At 70.7% G+C, this 17,863-nt stretch carries 20 protein-coding genes; 6 read left to right on the top strand and 14 right to left on the bottom strand.

Annotation, left to right across the window (positions count from 1 at the left end):
* Positions 1 to 73: 73 nt before the first annotated feature.
* Positions 74 to 1,075: an ATP-dependent DNA ligase gene (locus tag FKD65_RS23310; RefSeq protein ID WP_240809558.1), complete on the top strand. Its 1,002-nt coding sequence runs from the start codon at positions 74 to 76 to the stop codon at positions 1,073 to 1,075.
* A gap of 46 nt (positions 1,076 to 1,121) precedes the next feature.
* Here the strand turns inward: FKD65_RS23310 and FKD65_RS23305 are convergent, their stop codons facing one another.
* Both FKD65_RS23305 and FKD65_RS23300 read right to left on the bottom strand, forming a co-directional pair.
* A complete protein-coding gene (locus FKD65_RS23305; protein ID WP_141579499.1) occupies positions 1,122 to 1,841 on the bottom strand; it encodes a DUF998 domain-containing protein in 720 nt (239 codons plus the stop codon).
* A 126-nt stretch (positions 1,842 to 1,967) separates the two neighbouring features.
* Positions 1,968 to 2,768: a leucine-rich repeat domain-containing protein gene (locus tag FKD65_RS23300; RefSeq protein ID WP_141579498.1), complete on the bottom strand. Its 801-nt coding sequence runs from the start codon at positions 2,766 to 2,768 to the stop codon at positions 1,968 to 1,970.
* A 430-nt stretch (positions 2,769 to 3,198) separates the two neighbouring features.
* Between FKD65_RS23300 and FKD65_RS23295 the strand changes: the two genes are divergently transcribed.
* Together FKD65_RS23295 and FKD65_RS45030 are read left to right on the top strand one after the other, a co-directional pair.
* Complete coding sequence (locus FKD65_RS23295) at positions 3,199 to 4,023, top strand: TNT domain-containing protein (RefSeq protein WP_141579497.1); 825 nt, start codon at positions 3,199 to 3,201, stop codon at positions 4,021 to 4,023.
* A 3-nt stretch (positions 4,024 to 4,026) separates the two neighbouring features.
* Complete coding sequence (locus FKD65_RS45030; protein WP_205718228.1) at positions 4,027 to 4,389, top strand: hypothetical protein; 363 nt, start codon at positions 4,027 to 4,029, stop codon at positions 4,387 to 4,389.
* A 42-nt stretch (positions 4,390 to 4,431) separates the two neighbouring features.
* Here FKD65_RS45030 and FKD65_RS23285 read toward each other — a convergent pair whose 3' ends face one another.
* Positions 4,432 to 4,839, bottom strand: coding sequence for a PaaI family thioesterase (locus FKD65_RS23285; RefSeq protein WP_141579496.1), 408 nt, complete (start codon positions 4,837 to 4,839; stop codon positions 4,432 to 4,434).
* Between the two features lie 55 nt (positions 4,840 to 4,894).
* On the opposite strand from FKD65_RS23285, the gene FKD65_RS23280 reads away from it, so the two are divergent.
* A complete protein-coding gene (locus FKD65_RS23280; protein WP_141579495.1) occupies positions 4,895 to 5,488 on the top strand; it encodes a TetR/AcrR family transcriptional regulator in 594 nt (197 codons plus the stop codon).
* Between the two features lie 89 nt (positions 5,489 to 5,577).
* On the opposite strand, the gene FKD65_RS23275 is transcribed toward FKD65_RS23280, so the two are convergent.
* Positions 5,578 to 6,207, bottom strand: coding sequence for an LUD domain-containing protein (locus FKD65_RS23275; RefSeq protein ID WP_141579494.1), 630 nt, complete (start codon positions 6,205 to 6,207; stop codon positions 5,578 to 5,580).
* 158 nt (positions 6,208 to 6,365) lie between these two features.
* Here FKD65_RS23275 and sigJ point away from each other — a divergent pair, with 158 nt between their 5' ends.
* Positions 6,366 to 7,304: an RNA polymerase sigma factor SigJ gene (gene sigJ, locus FKD65_RS23270; RefSeq protein WP_141579493.1), complete on the top strand. Its 939-nt coding sequence runs from the start codon at positions 6,366 to 6,368 to the stop codon at positions 7,302 to 7,304.
* Positions 7,305 to 7,325: 21 nt separating this feature from the next.
* Here the strand turns inward: sigJ and FKD65_RS23265 are convergent, their stop codons facing one another.
* From FKD65_RS23265 to FKD65_RS23230, 8 genes are all read right to left on the bottom strand, one after another.
* A complete protein-coding gene (locus FKD65_RS23265) occupies positions 7,326 to 8,405 on the bottom strand; it encodes an endonuclease/exonuclease/phosphatase family protein (RefSeq protein ID WP_240809557.1) in 1,080 nt (359 codons plus the stop codon).
* A gap of 23 nt (positions 8,406 to 8,428) precedes the next feature.
* Positions 8,429 to 9,103: a M15 family metallopeptidase gene (locus FKD65_RS23260; protein ID WP_141579491.1), complete on the bottom strand. Its 675-nt coding sequence runs from the start codon at positions 9,101 to 9,103 to the stop codon at positions 8,429 to 8,431.
* Positions 9,104 to 9,202: 99 nt separating this feature from the next.
* A complete protein-coding gene (locus tag FKD65_RS23255; protein ID WP_141579490.1) occupies positions 9,203 to 9,862 on the bottom strand; it encodes a response regulator transcription factor in 660 nt (219 codons plus the stop codon).
* Positions 9,859 to 11,013, bottom strand: a complete 1,155-nt coding sequence (locus tag FKD65_RS23250; protein WP_141579489.1) for a sensor histidine kinase — start codon at positions 11,011 to 11,013, stop codon at positions 9,859 to 9,861. Before FKD65_RS23250 ends, FKD65_RS23255 begins: the two co-directional genes overlap by 4 nt.
* A complete protein-coding gene (locus FKD65_RS23245) occupies positions 11,010 to 11,843 on the bottom strand; it encodes a CPBP family intramembrane glutamic endopeptidase (protein WP_141579488.1) in 834 nt (277 codons plus the stop codon). The genes FKD65_RS23250 and FKD65_RS23245 overlap by 4 nt, the downstream gene beginning before the upstream one ends.
* 262 nt (positions 11,844 to 12,105) lie before the next feature.
* The gene (locus tag FKD65_RS23240) at positions 12,106 to 14,184 is read right to left on the bottom strand and encodes a hypothetical protein (protein WP_141579487.1); all 2,079 of its coding nucleotides are present in this window, start codon (positions 14,182 to 14,184) and stop codon (positions 12,106 to 12,108) included.
* A gap of 247 nt (positions 14,185 to 14,431) precedes the next feature.
* A complete protein-coding gene (locus FKD65_RS23235; RefSeq protein ID WP_141579486.1) occupies positions 14,432 to 14,683 on the bottom strand; it encodes a DUF397 domain-containing protein in 252 nt (83 codons plus the stop codon).
* Entirely contained in the window at positions 14,674 to 15,483 is an 810-nt protein-coding gene (locus FKD65_RS23230; protein ID WP_302931618.1) for a helix-turn-helix transcriptional regulator, read from the bottom strand. The genes FKD65_RS23235 and FKD65_RS23230 overlap by 10 nt, the downstream gene beginning before the upstream one ends.
* A 123-nt stretch (positions 15,484 to 15,606) precedes the next feature.
* Between FKD65_RS23230 and FKD65_RS23225 the strand changes: the two genes are divergently transcribed.
* Positions 15,607 to 16,020 carry an ATP-binding protein gene (locus tag FKD65_RS23225; protein ID WP_141579484.1) on the top strand — a complete coding sequence of 138 codons (414 nt, stop codon included), beginning with the start codon at positions 15,607 to 15,609 and terminating at the stop codon, positions 16,018 to 16,020.
* A gap of 95 nt (positions 16,021 to 16,115) precedes the next feature.
* Here the strand turns inward: FKD65_RS23225 and FKD65_RS45655 are convergent, their stop codons facing one another.
* On the bottom strand, positions 16,116 to 16,379 hold the full coding sequence (locus FKD65_RS45655; RefSeq protein WP_240810350.1) for a recombinase family protein: 264 nt from the start codon (positions 16,377 to 16,379) through the stop codon (positions 16,116 to 16,118).
* Positions 16,380 to 16,783: 404 nt separating this feature from the next.
* Complete coding sequence (locus FKD65_RS23215; RefSeq protein ID WP_141579483.1) at positions 16,784 to 17,836, bottom strand: hypothetical protein; 1,053 nt, start codon at positions 17,834 to 17,836, stop codon at positions 16,784 to 16,786.
* Positions 17,837 to 17,863 lie beyond the last annotated feature (27 nt).

The following is a 17,863-nucleotide window of genomic DNA, read 5'->3' as shown; positions in this document are numbered from 1 at the left end:
AGGCGGCAGGCGGGCGCGGTCGGCGCTCCGCCCGCGGGTATCCGGCACAGGAGCCGGATCGGGGGTGAGGGCGGTGCACATCCGAGGACCCGTCGCCCCCATGGCCGCGACGGCCGTCGACCGCGTCCCGGAGGAGAAGGCCTGCTCGGGCGGCTGCCGCTACGAACCGAAGTTCGACGGGTTCCGCTGCGTCGCGCGCGTGGACGACGACGGCGGTGTCCAGCTCTGGTCGCGCCGTCTCAAACGCCTCGACGGGGCCTTCCCCGAAGTGGTCTCGGCCGTCGCCGCCACGCTGCCGCCCGGCACGGTCGTGGACGGCGAGATCGTCCGCTGGGGGACCGACGGCCGCCTCGACTTCTCGGCCCTGCAGCGCCGCCACGTGCGACGCCGCGCGGACCTCCCGATCGCCGAGCCATGCCACTACGTGGTGTTCGACGTCCTGGAGGCCGGCGGCGTGGACCACCGCCCCGCGCCGCTCGCCTCCCGCCGCGCCGAGCTGGAGCGCCTCCTGGCCGGCCTGCCCGGCACGTCCCGCATCGTCCTCTGCCCGCAGCTCCGCGACGTCGGCGAGGCGCGCCTGTGGTTCGAGATCCTCGTCGCCCAGGGCGTCGAGGGCCTGGTCGTGAAGGCCGCCGCCGCCCCCTACAAGGAGGGCAGGCGCGGCTGGTGGAAGGTGAAGCACCGCACCACGACCGAGGCGATCATCGGTGGAGTGACCGGCACCCTCGAACAGCCGCAGACGCTCCTGCTGGGCAGGTACACCACCGGCAGCACGCTCCGGGTGGTCGCCCACACCACGCCGCTGAGCCCCCGGGCACGCACCGCCCTCACCGGCACCCTGTCCCGCGCGGGCGAGGAGCACCCCTGGCCGGAGCCCCTCCCCGCAGGCTGGGCGGGCGGCCTCCCCAGCACCAGGGACCCGATCCACTACACGCGGGTGGCCCCCACCACCGTCGTGGAGATCAGCGTGGACGCCGCCACGGAACACGGCCGCTGGCGCCACGCCGCCCGCTTCGTCCGCCCGAGGCCCGACCTGACGCCCGGAGACGTCCCACGAGACCTGAACCTGGAGTGACTTCAGGGCACGTCCGCTAGCCCCCGGCTACCGAGGCGCGGCGCTCTCAGCCGCGACCAGGCGTGACGCGCCGGTACAAGTGGACTGAGAGGGCCGACATCCACCCCCAGCTGATCAGGACTCCGCCGACGAAGGTCAGGGTGGCCCATGCGGCACCTCCGCCGGTGGCGATCGCGACGAACGACGCGAGGAACAGCGCACCGCTCAGCCGGGAGTAGGCGGCCCATCCCCGGCGGCCGTCGGCGGCGAACCGGCTGCCCACGACGAAGCAGGCGGCGACCAGGCAGAGGAAGCCGACGGCGCCGCTGGCGAAGTGAAGGTTCCCATGCCAGCTGACCTCCCCGGGGCCCTCCGGCGTCCCCGCCGGGAAGCCCATCGCCGGATCCGCGCGGAAGGCGCCCGAGGCGAGCAGCGCCGCGCTGTAGGCGCCGACCAGACGCGGGGCCCAGGTCGCGCCCCGTCCGGGAGCCAGGGCACGGCGGAGGCCGACCGCGAACGCGAGGGTCGTCGCCGCGGTCACCACGAAGTTCGTGATCTGGATCCAGCCGAGGTCGCCGTTGGCCAGCAGGCTCCACGCGTGCCGGGTGAGGTCGAAGCCGTCCCGGGTCAGCGCCTGGGCGAGCACCACCGCGACGTACACCGGCCCGGCGATGACGCCGTACCCGAGGAGGGACTTGGTGACGCCGGTCTCCCGGTCGCCCTGATGCCTGGTCTTCCACGTGCTCCGCGTCCGCTGCTCGACCACGGCCTTCTCCTCACATGCCATGGGCCCCGGCTCCTGCCGCCGCTCCGCCCTCTGAGCACGCGTCGACCGAGCAGACGCGGTTTCGACAGAACGGCCGGATTCTTCGCGAAGAATTCTTCGGTGCCGCCGCCGGACCTGGGCGGCGACTCACCAGCGCCCGGAGGGCTGCACGACGTCCGGGCCGCCGGTGTGAGGCGTCGGGACGTAACCGGAGTGGGGTTCCGGCAGCGCCGCCACGCAGGCCGAAGAGCACGCGTTCACGAGGAGCGGCAGGACGTCGGTGCCGACCCGACGTGAGATCCACACCTGGTGGAGGCGGCGGTCGACCGGCCTGTCGCAGACGCTGCAGGTCCGTACTCCTTCGGTGCCCCACACGCCCGGGTCGAGGGCGGCCAGGTCCTCCTGCCCCGCGTCGGTCACCGGCCGCAGCGCGGGAAACGGTGGCCGGAACTTGAAATTGCCGTACAGGACGCGCGTGCTCACCGTGCTGTCGGCGAGCCGCGCGCACCGGGTCAGCTCATACGGGTACCAGTGCAACCGGTGGGACGTGTAGGGCTCGAAGCGCTCAAGGCTCGCCATCGCCCCGATCTCGGGCGGGATTCGCACCAGGTTCGTCCCGTAGAGGACCAGGTGCGTCACCGCGGTCAGCTTCGCGATCGTGGGCGGCAGCGTGACGACCTGCCGCCGCTCCGGAGCGCTCATCTCGACGAACGGTTTGAACACCGTCCGCCCGTCCGCCGCGGCCTCGTCGATCAGCGCCAGGAGGTGCCGCCAGCCTTCCGCCTCGGTGTCCTGCCGGTCCCCGTGGAACGAGACGGTCGCCGGCCGGGTCGCGGTCGAATGGCCGACGCACGCGCAGCGATCCCGGCTCGGGCCGCCCGCCGAGGGCCCGACCGCGTCCGCGAACCGGTTGGGGAACACCTGTGGTTCATTCTCACCCGCATCCATGGACGCAGCATAATGACGCTCTCCATTTCCGGAGAGTCCCCGGTCTGGCCACTTTCGTCCACTGATTCTGTCGGCGGTCTGTCAGAACGATCACATTTTCAGCGGCGATTCTCCGGCGAACCGCAGCTGGCCGGTGCCTGCCGGCCGTCCGGTGGCAGCGGAGAGTGGCCGGTGCGACTCACCGCGTGAAGAAGGCGCCGATCCGCGACGCTTTTGGGCTATTCTCCTTGATTTTCGGGTTTGTTCGGCGTTTTTTGTCGGCTGTTTGCCGGAAGGGTTGATCATCCGGTCGGTGCGGGGGAACCGTCATTTCGGCGGACGACCTCGATCGCGATTTTCCGCGTACCGGCATCATGCGTTCAAGCGGTGGGCCGCTCGCCTGACGTCCCCTTCCGGGGAAGCGAGAATCACCGACCCATCGGGAGAGCGAATGCGGGTCTTCAAGAGCGGCGCCGTCTCGGCCGCGATCCTCGGCCTCACCGTCACGTTGACGGGAACCGCGGAGGCCGCCGGTTCCGGCGGCGTGCCTTCACCCCGGGCGGACGCGTGCGCCGCCCCGCTGGCGGCGAGCGCCAGAGAGATCATCAAGCAGGCGGAGGACTGCGGCCGGCAGCCGGAGCGGCAGCAGGCCATGCCGACCACCGCGCAGGGCTTCGCGCAGGCGGCGAAGGACGCCGGCGGCAGGGCGAAGGTCTGCGGGCCGCCCTATGTGAAGCGGGACCCGCGCCTCGGCCCCGTACGGCTCCCGCGCAGCGGCTACTTCGGATTCCTCTTGCGCGGCTACGACCGCTACGGCGACCTGTCGCCCTCGCAGTTCCTCTACCAGTACTGGGACGAGGGCAAGGTCCCGCCCGGCTGGCGCTACCCGCCGGACGACGGCTTCGCGCACCAGCTCAGGGACATCAACAGCCGTCCGGCGCGGTTCAAGACGAGGCTTCGCTCCGGCCAGTTCATCGACCGGTTCGGCGCGGAGACCGGCCGGTTCCTGTCTCCCGCCGGCGCGTCCTTCGGGTCCCGCGCGCTGCCGCCGGACAGCCTCAACACGCGCGCCGACGACCCGGAACACCTGTGCAACTACCACGTGTACCGCGTCGTGCGGCCCTTCTCCGTCGACGGGGGCCCGGCCGAACCCGCGTTCCAGCAGCCGGGACGGGGGCTCCAGTACGTCCTCATGGGGGCCTACGTCCGAGGAGCGCCGACCTTCCTCTCCGTGAAGTGGCTCGTGAAGAAGAAGTACCTGCGGCGGATCTACTGACGGTTGGACCGCCGCGAACTCGAAGCCGCGCTGACCCGCGCCGGCTTCCGGGAGTACGAGATCGAGGGCGTCCACGAGCCGGCCTGGCGGCCCAGCGAGTACCTCTACCTGCGACGGCGGGAGGGGCGCTGGGCCGTCGGGCTGTGCGAGCGCGGCGAGTGCGTCCCCATGCGCGACTTCCCCGGGGAGGACGAGGCGTGCCGCTACTTCTACGACCTCGTCACCTCCGCGAAGCCGCCCCCGCCGCCACCGGGCGAACTCCCGACCATCGAGGAGATCGAGCGCTCGCAGCACGTCGCCTGGCGGGAATACCGCCGCGCCCGGAACGGCCAAGAAGGCTCTGATCCTCCGCCGGGTGAGAACTGACGGGTTCTCGACGCGGGCCGTGCCTGACCTCCGGCACCTTCCTCAGGCGACGGGGATGAGGATCGTCTGGCCGTTGGCGATGAGCGCGCCGGAGGGGTGGTCGCGGAGCTCCGCGCTGGCGAAGACCTGTCGTCTGCCCGTCTTGACCGTCTCGGCGGTGGCCAGGTAGCCGGTGCCGGTTCCGGGGGCCAGGTAGTTCACCGCGCAGTGCGAGGCGACCACCGCCCCTGAAAGCGTGTACGCGGCGAAACCGCATGCGGTGTCGATGAGCGCGGACACCAGGCCGGCGTGCAGATGCCCGGCGTACTGGCCGAGCTCCTCGCGCCATGGCAGTCGCAGGGCGACCCGTCCGGGCTCTGCCTCCACCACCTCGAAGCCCGCCCACTGGTTGAATGCCGCAGACGAGTTGATCTGGCGGAGTTGCGTGAGAAGGTTGTCCTTCGCCGTCATGTAGACCAGTCTATATAAGCATCCGCCCCGGCACCAGAAGGAGAGGTCGGCCGCCATGCCCGCCCCGGCCAAGCATCGCGAGGCGATCGTCCGCGCCGCCGCGACACTGTTCCGGCAGAAGGGCTACGCGGCGACCGGGCTCAACGAGATCCTGGCCGCCAGCGGTGCTCCCAAAGGCTCGCTGTACCACTACTTCCCGCGAGGGAAGACGCAGATCGGCGAGGAGGTGGTCCGACACGCGGGCGGAGTGGTCGCCCGGACGCTCAGAGACCTCGCGGAGCGCGAGCCCTCCCCCGCCATGCTGCTTCGCGCCTACGCCCGGATGGTCGGCGGCTGGATGGCCGATTCGGATTTCCGGGACGGATCGCCGCTCACCACCACGCTGCTCGAACTCGCTCCACAGGAACCCGGTGTGACGACGGCCGGACGCGAGGCGTTCGCCGCCTGGTCGGCGCTGATCGAGGATGCGCTGATCGTCGCGGCGGTGCCGCCCTCCCGTGCCCGACGGCTCGCGGGACTGGCCCTCGCCGCCCTCGAAGGCTCGCTGGTACGGGCCAGGGTCGAACAGGACAGCCGACCGATCATCGAGGTGATGGACGAGGTCGCCGACCTCCTCGACGCGGCGGTGTCCGGTGCCCAGCGCGCCTGAACACCGGGCCGTGTCGACGTCCCGCAACCCAATATCACCGCATGCGGCGGTTTCCCAAGCACGGAGGATCCGGGCCGTCACCCGGGTGTTCAGAAGCCGATGGGTTCGCGGAGTAGGAGGACTGTGCCGCGACCCGGCTGGTGTTCCGCGTTGAGGACGAGAAGGCGGTTGACCTGGCTGGGCCACCCGTAGGCCTCCTGGGTCCGGGCGCTTTCCAGGGGGAGGCAGTGTTCTTCGACGCGTCGCAGTGCGGTGTCCAGGTCGGGCACCACCTTCTGTGCCCCGACGATCCAGATCGCGCGGCCGGCGCCGCCCGCGTAGCCGGGCAACTGGGTGCCGCTTCCGGAGGCGACCACGAGGGAGCCGGTCTCGGTGACCGCGTGCACGCTGCCCACGATGACGTCAGGCACGGCGACCAGCCGCCGGATGTCGTCCGCCTCGGCGGCGCGGTCCATGGCCAGCGCACGCGGTTTTACGGCGTCGTACCGCCCGCTGCCGTTGATGTCCTCGTCGATGCCGGACCGGCGGAGGGTCTCGCTGGACGCGGTGAACACGCTCGCGCCGTCGGGTATCAACGCCTTGAGGCGGGTGCGTGCGGCGGCGGCGCCGTCGAGGACCTCGACGGTGAAACCGCGTGCGGTCAGCGCGGCGGCCGCCCGGTCGAGGCGCTGCGCCGGCACCGGGTCGGCGAACCGTGCCGTCGGCATCGAGAGTGTCATGGTGTCTCCGAGCTTCCTGTTCACTGGATGGCGTGGTCGTCTCAGCAGTCCGACAACGCGGCTCCCCGGATTGTGAGGCGGCGCACCGGCCTCACAATCCGGTGCGCTGTCCTGTCGAACCGTTGATGGCAGAACCGACCGAGGGGGCCGCCGGCACCATGACCACCCGACACGGGCCGGGGGAGGACCGGCCCGATCCGAACCTCGACGCCCTCATGCGGGAGCGCCGGCAGCTGATCAATCTCGCGTACCGGCTTCTGGGCTCGCTGTCCGAGGCCGAGGACGCCGTACAGGAGACCTACGCCCGCTGGTACGCGATGTCGCGGCGGCAGCAGGACGCCATCGAGTCCCCGGGCGCCTGGCTGACGACCGTCGCCGGCCGCGTCTGCCTCAACATGCTCGGTTCGGCGCGGGCCCGGCGGGAGACCTATGTCGGCGAATGGCTCCCCGAGCCGCTGCCGGAGCGCGCGGAGTGGATCGGCGGGCGGCCGGGCGGCGCGGCCGCCGACCCGGCCGACCGGGTCACCCTGGACGAGTCGGTCGGGATGGCGTTCCTGGTCGTCCTCGACTCGATGACCCCGGCCGAGCGGGTCGCGTTCATCCTGCACGACGTCTTCCGCCTCCCCTTCGCCGAAGTGGCCGAGATCGTCGGCCGCACCCCGGCGGCCTGCCGCCAACTGGCCTCATCGGCCCGGCGGCGCGTCCGCGAATCCCGGAGCCCCGCGGTTCCGGCGGCCCGGCAGCTCGGCATCGTCAGGGAGTTCAAACGGGCCTGGGAGGCCAAGGACATCGACGCCCTGATCGGCCTGCTCGACCCCGACGCCAAGGCGGTCGCGGACGGCGGCGGCCTTGCCACGACCTTCCTGGAACCCATCGACGGCGGCGAGCAGATCGCCCGCGCCTGGGTCGAACTCGCCCGCCACAGGCTCGGCGGCGTCGCCCTCCTGGAACGCACCGTCAACGGTCAGCCCGGTCTGGTGGTCCAGCAGGACGGCGCAATCGTCACGGTGTTCGCGTTCGACGTCGCGGGCGACCGGATCAAGCACATCTGGGTGATACGGAACCCGGAGAAACTCCGCCGTTGGGCGAGGGGCTGACGCACGCCCCCCGCGCGGTGCTCACCAGCTGATCCCGGCCGCCACCGGCCGGTGGTCGCTTCCCGTCGCGGGCAGCACCCACGCGCTCTTCGGCTCCACGCCCCTGACCATGATCTGGTCGATCCGCACCACCGGGAACTTCGCGGGCCAGGTGAAGCCGAAGCCGTCCCCGGCGACGGCCTGGGCGGAGCGCATCCGCGAGTTGATGCCGTCGAACGCGCGGTCGTCCGTGGTGCCGTTCAGGTCGCCGAGCAGCACCACCCGCCCGTTCCGCTCGGCGGCGAGCGCCTCGGCGAGCGCCTGCGCTCCCCTGTCGCGGTGGACCGTCCAGAAGCCCGTCCTGGGATTCACGCGTACGGACCCCAGATGGGCCACGTACACCGCCAGCGGCCCGTGCTCAGTGGCCACGGTCGCGCGCAATGCCCGGTTGTAGGGCATCTTGACGTCAGCCGATTTGGCCGCCCCCAGCGGTCCGGCGTCCGTCTTGATGTCGACCGGACGGATCTCCGAAAGCGGCAGTCTGCTCCACAGCCCCACCGTGCCCGCCACCGCGTGGTACTGGTACGCCTCGGCGAGCTCCTTCTCGTAGGTGCCCTTGGCCTGCTGGGACAGCTCCTCCAGGGCCAGGACGTCCGCCTCGGAGGCGATCAGGGCACGGGCGGTGCCGGCCGGGTCGGGGTTGTCGGCGCCGACGTTGTGACTGGCCACGGTGATCTCGTCGCCCGCCTGTGCCTTGTCGCCGAGCAGCCCGCCGAAGTGGTTCAGCCACACCACGACCGGCAGCAGCAGAGCGACCGTCGCGGAGGCGGAGCGGCGCCAGATCGCGCCGGCCAGCAGCACCGGGACGAACAGGCCGAACCACGGCAGGCAGGTCTCCACCAGGCTGCCGAGGTTCCCGATCCCGTTCGGGATCTGCGCGTGCAGCAGCATGGACAGCCCCAGCAGGAGCGCCAGCGCCGCGAAGACCGGGCCGCGCTTCCAGGGCTCCGGCCGGGATCCGGCGCGGATCGCCCGGCCGACTCCGGCGCGCCGGCCGCCGGAACCGGTGTCCTGGCGGTCGGCGGCGCTCCGCCCGCTCTCCAACATGTCCACCTGAGCCATCGTCCGTCCTCGCTCGCCGCCGGTCATCGCCGCATCCTCGGGTCCTGGGTGGGGTCGGCGTACATGCGCGGGCACCCGCCATCGATCGCGCCGGTGCGCAGTTCGTAGTGCCAGGGTTCGTTCCGGTAGATCTGGCACAGCCCGAACCGGGCGCCGTTCCTGGACAGCCACGCCGCCGCGTCGGTGTGGCCGATGTCGATTGCGTCCCCCGACACGTGGGGGGACGTCGCCGGGGTGGCCACCCATCGGGCGGCCGCTGCCTCCGACCCGTACTTGGAGACCGCGTCGCGAAGCAGCCGTTCCTGGTACGCCGGGGAACGCCAGCCGCTGTTGACGTAGAACTCGAGCCCGTCGCCCGCGGCGTTCCTCGCGGCCTGGCGGAGGGCTTTGAGCAGGTCGGGATTGAGCTTGTTCACGGCCGGAGCCTCGTCGTCGAAGACCGTCACGCCGTCCGGGACGACGCCGTCGGCGCCGCCGACCGCACCGCGGTGCTTCTCGCGCGGAGCCTTCGGGGGACGCGGGGGCGAGGACGACCAGGCCGGGGAGTCCAGGACCGGTCCCGGCGAGGAGGTGGAGGCGGTCTGCGACCGGTGGCCGAGGGCCGCGGCGATGGCCGCCACGGCGACCACCAGCCCCAGGGCGAAGAGCCGGCGAATCCGGCGGGCCGTACTGCGCGCCGGTGGTGGAATCCCGTTCATACCCGCCAGTCAAGGCGGCGGGGCGTTGCCGGCCCGTATGCGGTTTTCGATATGCCGACGATAAGAAAGCGCTCCGGCGAGCACCGCAGGCCGCCCGGTTCAGGTCACCAGGCCCCGGCGGTAGGCGTAGACCACCGCCTGCACGCGGTCGCGCAGGTCGAGCTTGGTGAGGATGCGCGAGACGTACGTCTTGACGGTTTCCTGGCTGAGCACGAGGGTCGCGGCGATCTCGCTGTTGGACAGCCCGTCGGCGATGAGGCGCAGCACCTCCATCTCGCGGGGCGTCAGCGCGGCGTCGGCCGGTGCGTCCTCGGTGGGACGGATCCGCGCCGCGTACCGTCCGACGAGCTGCCGCGTCACCTCGGGCGCCAGCAGCGCGGCGCCCGCCGCGACGGTCCGGATGCCGTGCAGCAGCTGCGCCGGCGGGGCGTCCTTGAGCAGGAAGCCGCTCGCCCCCGCGCGCAGCGCCTGGTAGACGTACTCGTCCAGGTTGAACGTGGTGACCACGAGCACCTTGACCGGGTCGGCCACCCCGGCGCCGGCCAGCAGCCGGGTCGCCTCGATGCCGTCGAGGACCGGCATCCGGACGTCCATCACCACCATGTCCGGGACGAGGCGGCGGGCGAGGTCGACGGCGGCGCGGCCGTCACCGCACTCGCCCACCACCTCCAGGTCGGGCTGCGCGTCGATGATCGTCGCGAATCCGGTGCGGATCAGCGCCTGGTCGTCGGCGACCAGTACCCGGACCGGGGTGCTCACGAAGGGCTCCCGGAGGGGATGCGGGCCCGCACGACGAAGCCGCCGTCCGGCCGCGGGTCCGCGGTGAAGTCGCCGCCCAGGGCGCCGACCCGGTCGCGGAGCCCGGCCAGGCCCCGGCCGCTCCCGCCGGGGGACGCGGCCGCCGAGCCGGAGGCGTCGTTGCCGACCTCCACGCTGATCTCCCTGTCGCGGTAGTGCACCCGCACCACGGTACGGCTGCCATGGGCGTATTTGAGGGCGTTCGTCAGGGACTCCTGGACGACCCGGTACGCCACGAACTCGGCGCTTCCGGCCGACTCCGCCGGCTCGCCCGCCGAGCTGAACTCGATCGGCTGCCCGGCCCGGCGCGTCCTCTCCACGAGCGCGGGGAGCTCGGCGACGGACGGCATCCTGGCGTCGGCTCCGTGGTCGGGATTGAGCAGGTCGAGCAGGTGCCGCAGGTCGGTGATGGCCCGGCGGCCGGTGTCGGTGACCGCGCTCAGGGTCTCGTCCAGGCGGTCGGGGGCGGCGGTCAGGTACCGCGCCGCCTCCGCCTGGACGACCATCGCCGTCACGTGGTGGGTCACGACGTCGTGCAGCTCCCTGGCGATGCGGGTGCGTTCGGCCGCGCGGGTGGCCTCGGCGACGCGCCGGCGGCGTTCCGCCTCGACGGCCCGGGTGGAGCGCAGCCACGCTCCGACGCCCCACGCGAAGACGGTCACCAGGTAGAACGTGACGAAGCCGTCCAGGTGCTCGGGGGAGCCGATCCGGTCGAGCGCGACCGCCAGCGCCACGTACCCCGCCGAGAGACCGGCCGCGACGGCGTACCGGCGCCGCTCCAGATGGGCACCCGCGCTCACCAGCGCGAACGCCAGGGCACTGCCCGCGAACGAGTGGTAGGCGCGGAGCTGGTCGGCGGCGAACCCGAGCGACACGAGGACGAGGCAAAGGGCCGGCCTGCGCCGGCGCACGGCGAGCGGGAGGCAGGTGAGCAGGACCACCGGGACGGCCAGCGCGTCGAACGGGCGGGCGGGCAGATCGCCGAGCTGCGTCCCGTGGGTCCGCAGCGCCGGGACGAGCGACCCGGCGGCCAGCAGCAGCGGCAGCGGGAGGTCCCGCACCGTCTCGTCCAGCCGCCGCCACACCTCCGCGGCCCGCCGGATGTCGATCACTGGGCGAGCGTAGCGGTCTCGGCGGCCCGGGAGGCCCCGCCCCGGTGGACGATGGTGCCGCGCCTGCGCGCCAGCCACATGAACGCGACCGTCAGGGCCGCGCCGGCGCCGACCGCGTACAGGCTCGCCTCCGGTCCGAACGCGCCGCCGCTGATCGCGGTCGGGCCCGAGGTCACGCCGTCGAGCAGCCCGTCCGGGGCGTCCTTGCCGGAGACCTCGGTGCCGAAGACGCCGCCCCCGGCGAAGTTCCAGGCGAAGTGCAGGCCGATCGGCACCCAGAGGTTGCGGGTGGCGATGTAGGCGGCGGCGAGCATGCCGCCGGCCTCGATGGCGATGGCGAGCGCGCTCCACAGGGTGGCGTTCTCGTTGGGCAGGTGCACCAGGCCGAACACCAGGCCGGTCAGCGCCAGCGCCGCCCAGCTGCCGGTGCGCTCCTCGATGATCCGGAACAGGACGCCGCGGAACATCACCTCCTCCGTCACCGCCGCGGCGGCCATGAAGCCGAGGAGCGCGATCGGGCCGCTCGCGGAGCCGAAGCCGTCGATCCGGTAGTCGCCGAGGAAGGCGATGTTCACGATGACGGCGGCGAACATCGCGAAACCGATCAGCATCCCGCGGGTGACGGCACCGCCCGCGCCCTCCCACGCCAGCTCCCCCGGCTCGCGGCGCTCGGTCCGCCGCACTACCCACCGGTACGCGAACAGGCTGAGTACCGCCGTCGCGGCACCGAGGACGAGCGTGAGGAACGGGTTCCACTGCACGGCGCTGACACCCGCACCACCGGCGGCCGCGACCACCGCGACGACCACGAGCTGCTTCACCAATCGCATGGCGACTCCTTCGGGGATTTCGCGGCCTGAACCGCCGCGGCTTCGCCCGAAACGCTATGAATCCACCCCCATCCAGATCTTCACCACGCAGTGGACACCTCCCGGTAGCTCGCACGGGGGACAAGCCCCCCGGGAGAACACCGACGGGACATGCCGGACCTCGCCCGGACCGCGTCCGGAAAGATCCAGAAAGCCGCTTTCCGTAAGAAAACCTGCGAATCGTCCCGCCGCTCGGACCGCCTGAGGTGCCGTTCTCGACGGATCAGCCCGACGAGTAGAGGTTGTGCGCCTCTTGCAGGGACCAGGTGCCGCGGCCTCCGGTGACCTGGAGGAGCGTCTGGGGGCGGAGCTGGATTTCCGTGTCGCCGTCCGGGAGGGCGAGTGTCCGGATCGGGGTCAGGGTGGCGTCGAGGTGCAGGAGGCCGAAGACGTCTCCGCTGCGGAACAGCACAGTTCCTGGAGGTCCCAGGTAGCGGACCACTGCGGTCCGGTCACCCGCGATCGAGTGCTCGAAGGGGCGGACGCGGCCGGTGGGCGGCACGGGGACGGTGCCCTCTTCCGCGGCTTGGGCGGGGGCGTCCACGTCTGCCTGGTCCAGGGGCGTCACGTCGATCTGCCAGTGCGCGTCGGCGGCCCTCACCCGTAGCACCGCCTGCGCCGGAACGGCGAACGTGCTCCAGTTGGGCGGGGAGTCGTCATCCGGCAGCGGGTTGAGCGCGGCGGTGGACACGACGGGATCGCAGCCGTGGAGGGCGTCCAGGTTGGGTCCGTGCAGGTGGACCTGGTGGAACTGTCCGTCCGGGCATGACACGACGGCGATTCCAGGCGGCCCCTGGTAGCTGAGCACGTCGGGCCCGCTGCCCGTGACCGACTCGGTGAATTCGCGAGCGCGGTCCGGTCCGCTGATCGTGACGGTCCACCGCCCGTCGGACTCGACGTACAGGAACCGCTTCGTGAGTGCTTTGTCGGATACCAGCCGGTCGTCCAGGACGGTCATGGCGGGCGGGGAGCCGGGACCGCACGCCATGACCTGGGCTCCCCGGCTGAACTCGGTACGTCGAAGCAATGCCCGCAGCGTTCCCGGTCCCTCGTTCACGAACTCGGCCAGCACCGGCTGGGGAAGCGGGCCCCTGATCTTGACGCGTGCGCCACCGGCGCCGCGGTGCGTGCGGACCGTGCCGTAATGGGAGTGATCGACCGACGCGAACTCCGACGGCGAGAGCTTCTCGCCCTTCCCCAGCCAGCGGTCGAGGTCGATGGCCACCCTGCGCGGTTCCTTCACCCGAAGGCACAACCAGCGGACCGGACGCCCCCGCTGAGGCATGCCCCTCTTCGGGTCCAGGTCCTTGAGAATCAACACGACCCAGAACCAGTTCCCCCACCGCAGCCGGCGCGCGGGAAGAGAGAGGTCGTCCCGCATCCGCAGGACGAGGTTGAGTTCTTCCCGGAACGGCGTCAGGTGGGCCACGCCCCCCTTGACCTGCCGCCGCGGCTCGTCACCGTAGCGGACCCCTGCGATCGCGGTGCGCGGGATCCGCAGCACCCTCCACAGCAGCACCGCGTCCCAGATGACGATCTCATCGTCGGTCACCCACATCCGGGGCCGTACCAGCATCAGCCGGAGCGTCTGGACCGCGACGCCCACGAGGACGAGCGCGAACAGCAGCACCCACGAGGCCGCGACCTGCTCGGCCCAGGTGATCTTCCCGTTGAACACCACCCAGACCAGGCCGAACAGCAGCAGCGACGCCACCAGCGACAGGAGGCCGGCCACCCCGCCCAGGGTCCGGCCCTTGGACCTGGCGATCTTCACCCTGACCGTGGAGGAGCCGGGCCGCGCCGACCAGCCCCACCGGTCCCGGTCGACAAGGGCGCGCAGTGTGAAGCCACCGCGTTCCCCTGCCTGCCGCCTGCGCGCCGCGCGAGGAGCCCGGGTCCCGTGAACGCCCCACAGCACCGCGGCGTTGAACCCCACACCGGCGACTCCGGTGACAGCGGCGAGCAGCCCGATGCCGCCGGGTACCCCCCACTCCGGCGGCCCGCCCTCCATCTGGACGAACCACACTGAACCGACGTCGCGAGCGGGAAACGTGCTCCCGGCGTAAATGGGACGATCGCCGCGCCCTCTCAGGTCAACATCCTCGACGATGTACCCGGGGAGGCTGGCGCTCGTGAACGTGCCGCTCCAGGAACATTCACCTCGTGAGCACGTCTGCGACAGCGCGGTGAACGTGCCGGGGACGCCCTCGCCCCGCTCCGCGCGCCGGGTGGCCGCGATTTCCCCGGCCACGCCGATGAAGGCGAAGGTCGAGACCATCAGCAGCCAGACGCCGAACAGCATGCTGATGAGGGCGAGACACTCGAGGTTTTCGACGCTGTACCTTTTCGCGGCCCAATCGACCTCGCGCTCTCCGCTCATCCCCGCTCCCGTCCAGACCGCCGCCGGAGCCCCAAGCCGGACGGCACATCCGCCATTCCAGGATCACACGGAAAGCCAGGAAGATCGAGCGCCCGAACGATCCGCCCCGCACGATCGCCGCACCGCTACTCAGCGGATGGGGGATTGGGGGGTGGTCGATGCGGGACGCTCAGTGCATGTCCGTGGCGGACTGGACGGCAGTACGCAGGGCCGCGCGGCTCACCAGCAGGACGGGCCCGCCCGGGTCCTTACTGTCCCGCACCGCCACCACTCCAGCCGCATCCGCCAGTTCGACACACTCAGCTGCGTTCGAACCGCTGTGTGTGCTCTTGCGCCAGGAGAGACCTGCCAGTTCGATGCAGTTGCCGCCGTTGGGGCCGCTGTGGCTGCTCCTGCGCCACTTGGCGTTTGTCAGGTCCATCTCTCTTCAGCCACCTTTCTGATCAGCTCCCGTGACATGTCTTGGGTGACCGCACGTGCGCGTAGATCGACCAGCGTTCGGGCGAGTATGGAGAGGTCGGCGGGGTCGTCTGTCGTGATCGAGCGTATGGCCGTTTCGACATACGCGACCTCGCTCCGATCTTCCATGGTCGCGAGCACAAAGGCTCCCATGTTGCCGTCGTGATCACCGCGGCTCAACACTACTTGAACGGTGACGTTGGGCAGCGTGCTGATCTCGATCAGGTGCTCAAGCTGGTTCTTCATTGTTTCGGCGGTTCCGACCTGGTGGTAGAGCACCTGCTCCTCGATTAAGAAGAGGACGATCGCCGGACCTCGTTCGTCGTCTCGGCTGAGTATGGCTTGGCGGCTGATCCGCAGGTTTGCGGCCTCTTGGTTGCCGTGCACGATCGCGAGAGCGTACTCGGGAGTCTGGGCGAGACCTGGGATCACGGAATGCTGCCAGCAGATCAGCATCGTCGCGTCGATCTCGATCTGAGGCCAGTCGAACCAGATCGGAACAGGGTGTCCGTCCTTGTTCAGGTCTTCCCAGAGGTTGATGAGCGCGCCACCGGCCTCCAAGTGATCGTCGACGGCTTCGACAAAGGCCCGGGTGGCACGCCGCTTACCTGCCTCGATCTTGCTGACCTGAGGTGCGCTGACCTTGGTCAGGTGAGCAATGGTCTCCTGCTTGACCTTCTTGGACTCCCGCATCCGCCGCATCTGGCGGCCGAACGCGACGAGGGCGGGACTTTCCCGTGGACGCTGCCGTGGGCGCGGCATCTGCACCTGCCTCTCGGGGGAAGATGACTATGCAGGGACCTGGCCTGCCAATGCTTGCCAAACATGCCAAGCACGATGACTATAGCCCGAAGGTTGCCCACTGTGTGCTTTAGAACACACACAGTGAGGAGAAGGATCATGGGCGAGGCGGCGCGTCACGAGCACGAGTTGGTGGTGAAGAACGACCTCAAGGTCGTCGCCGAGGTACGGCGGTTCGTCCGTCTGGTCACCGGCCAATGGGACATGGACGACTTCGTCCCCTGCCTGGTGGCAAGCGAACTGGTCACCAACGCCCTCCGCTACGCCTCCGCGTCCGACGACGACGTGACCTTCCGCATCGGCCGCACCGACGACGGCGCACTCTGGCTGGAAGTCCAGGACGCCACGTACGACCTGCCGCGCATGCAAGCAACGGACACGATCAGCGAAGCAGGCCGGGGCCTGTTCATCGTCGACCAGTTCGCCCGCTGCTGGGGCATCCGCCCCCTGTCCAACAACGCTGGCAAAGTCGTCTTCGCCGTCCTCGGCCCCTCATGAAGACCAGCGGAGGGGCGGCCACCCCCGACCGCCCCTCCACCACCCACAGGCAGCGATGCGACCACGGCCGCCTCGCCCCAGAGCCACCATCGCCCTCACGCGCCCACACGATCAGTTCGCGGATGAATTCGGCAAGCAGCGAACACGTGGAAGACCAGGCGGCCGCCCGCGACGGTTGTGTCGCTCCCCCCATGCAGGGACCGGAACCCGACGCCGTGCTTGCGGAGCCCGGCGACGATCGAGATCAGGTCCTCCAGGGACCAGCCGAGGCGGTCAGGGCTCGGCACACGAGGGAGTCGCCGGGTCGCATGTAGCCCAGCGCCTTCCACAACTCCTCGCGCTCGGCGTCCGACGATCATCTTGTTCTCCACCACGGGCCGCGCCGGCTCTGGGACGAGCTTGAGCGGGCCTACGAGTAGTGGCTTGATTCCGGCGAGCTGGTCCGATGCGGTTTGGCCTTCGGTGACCACCGAAGAGCAGATCGTCAGGCTGGATTCACCAGCCCCCGTTTTCCTGTCCCGGCGCTATCGCCTCCGGACTCCTCCTACCGTCGAACCTCAGCCGAACCCCAGCAGGGAGGAAGAGGCAGTAGCGGCCACAGGCAGCAGCCACCTGCTGTAAAGGGAAACCGGCCTACCCCATGAGGGGCAGGCCGGCCTGGTGCAGTTCCTCGCGCGTGTCTGGGGCACCCGCGATCGTTGAACGCACACCCTTCGCATCGAAGACGGTGGGTGGGGTGCGGCAGAGCCAGGATGTGGCTCCGTCAGTCTTCCCAGTCCCCGCGGTCGGCGGAGGCCAGCAGCGCTTCGACCACCTCGGCGTGAGTGGCGTCGCGACGCGCGCGCCTCTCCGAGGTGTAATTCCCCGAGGGGATGCCCTTGAGGCAGACCTCCAGGGCCTCTTCGTGCGGGTACGAGTACTCGTAGTGGCGCACGTGGCAGTATTCGGCCAGGTCGACGCCCTTGGCGTGGGCGTCCAACACCTCCGCGTGCGAGGCGAAGGCAGAACGCGCAGTCGCGTACTCACCCACGTCGATGCCCTTGGCGTGGGCCTCCAGCACCTGCGCGTGCGTGGCCCCCCAGGCCCGCGCGGACCGGTAGTCCCACACCTCGATGCCCTCGGCGCACGCCTCCAGCACCTCCGCGTGAGACGCGGGGTAGAAGCTGTTGCCGCGCGCCTCGGCGTACCAGCGCAAGGCGATGCCCTCGGCCTGGATTTCCAGCACCTCCGCGTGGGTGGCGCCAGCCTTCAGGGCGTGGGCGTAGTCGGCCACGTCGATCCCGCTGGCGTGACCGAACAGGACGACCTCATGGGAGGCGTGGTGTTCCTTCCGCGCTATGGCGTAGCGCTTCAGGTCGATGCCGCGATCGTGCGCCTCCAACGCCTCCGCGTGGGAAGCGCTGTCGCACTCTGCGGGCCGCGCCCTGAAGATGGCGGCGAGGCCCCGCGCGTCGGCGTAGCGCGCCACGTTGACCCCGTTGGTGTGAGCCTCCAGTGCCTCCGCGTGGGTCGCACCGGCCTCTCGCGCCATGGCATAGTGCCCGACGCCGACACCATCGGCGCGAGCCTCCAGCACCTCCGCGTGGGTGGCGCCGGCCTTGCGGGCGTTGGCGTAATCCCACAAGTACATGCCGTTGGCGTGGGCCTCCAACGCCTCCGCGTGGGTGGCACCGGCCTTTCGGGCGTCGAGGTAGTAGCCGTAGTGGTGCTTGGCGAAGACCAGGCGAGCCCTCAGGTGGTCCAGGACAGAGATCCGGATCGCACGTGCCGGAGCGTCGGTGTTGAGAGGCGAGTTGGGGTTGGTGATCTCGGACATGCGAGAACTCCTCGATTAGAGAATCTT

This window comes from Actinomadura sp. WMMA1423, from assembly GCF_006547145.1.
Taxonomy (GTDB): domain Bacteria; phylum Actinomycetota; class Actinomycetes; order Streptosporangiales; family Streptosporangiaceae; genus Spirillospora.
The sequence above is the reverse complement of the archived record's forward strand: the minus strand, read 5'-3'. Positions and strand labels throughout refer to the sequence as shown.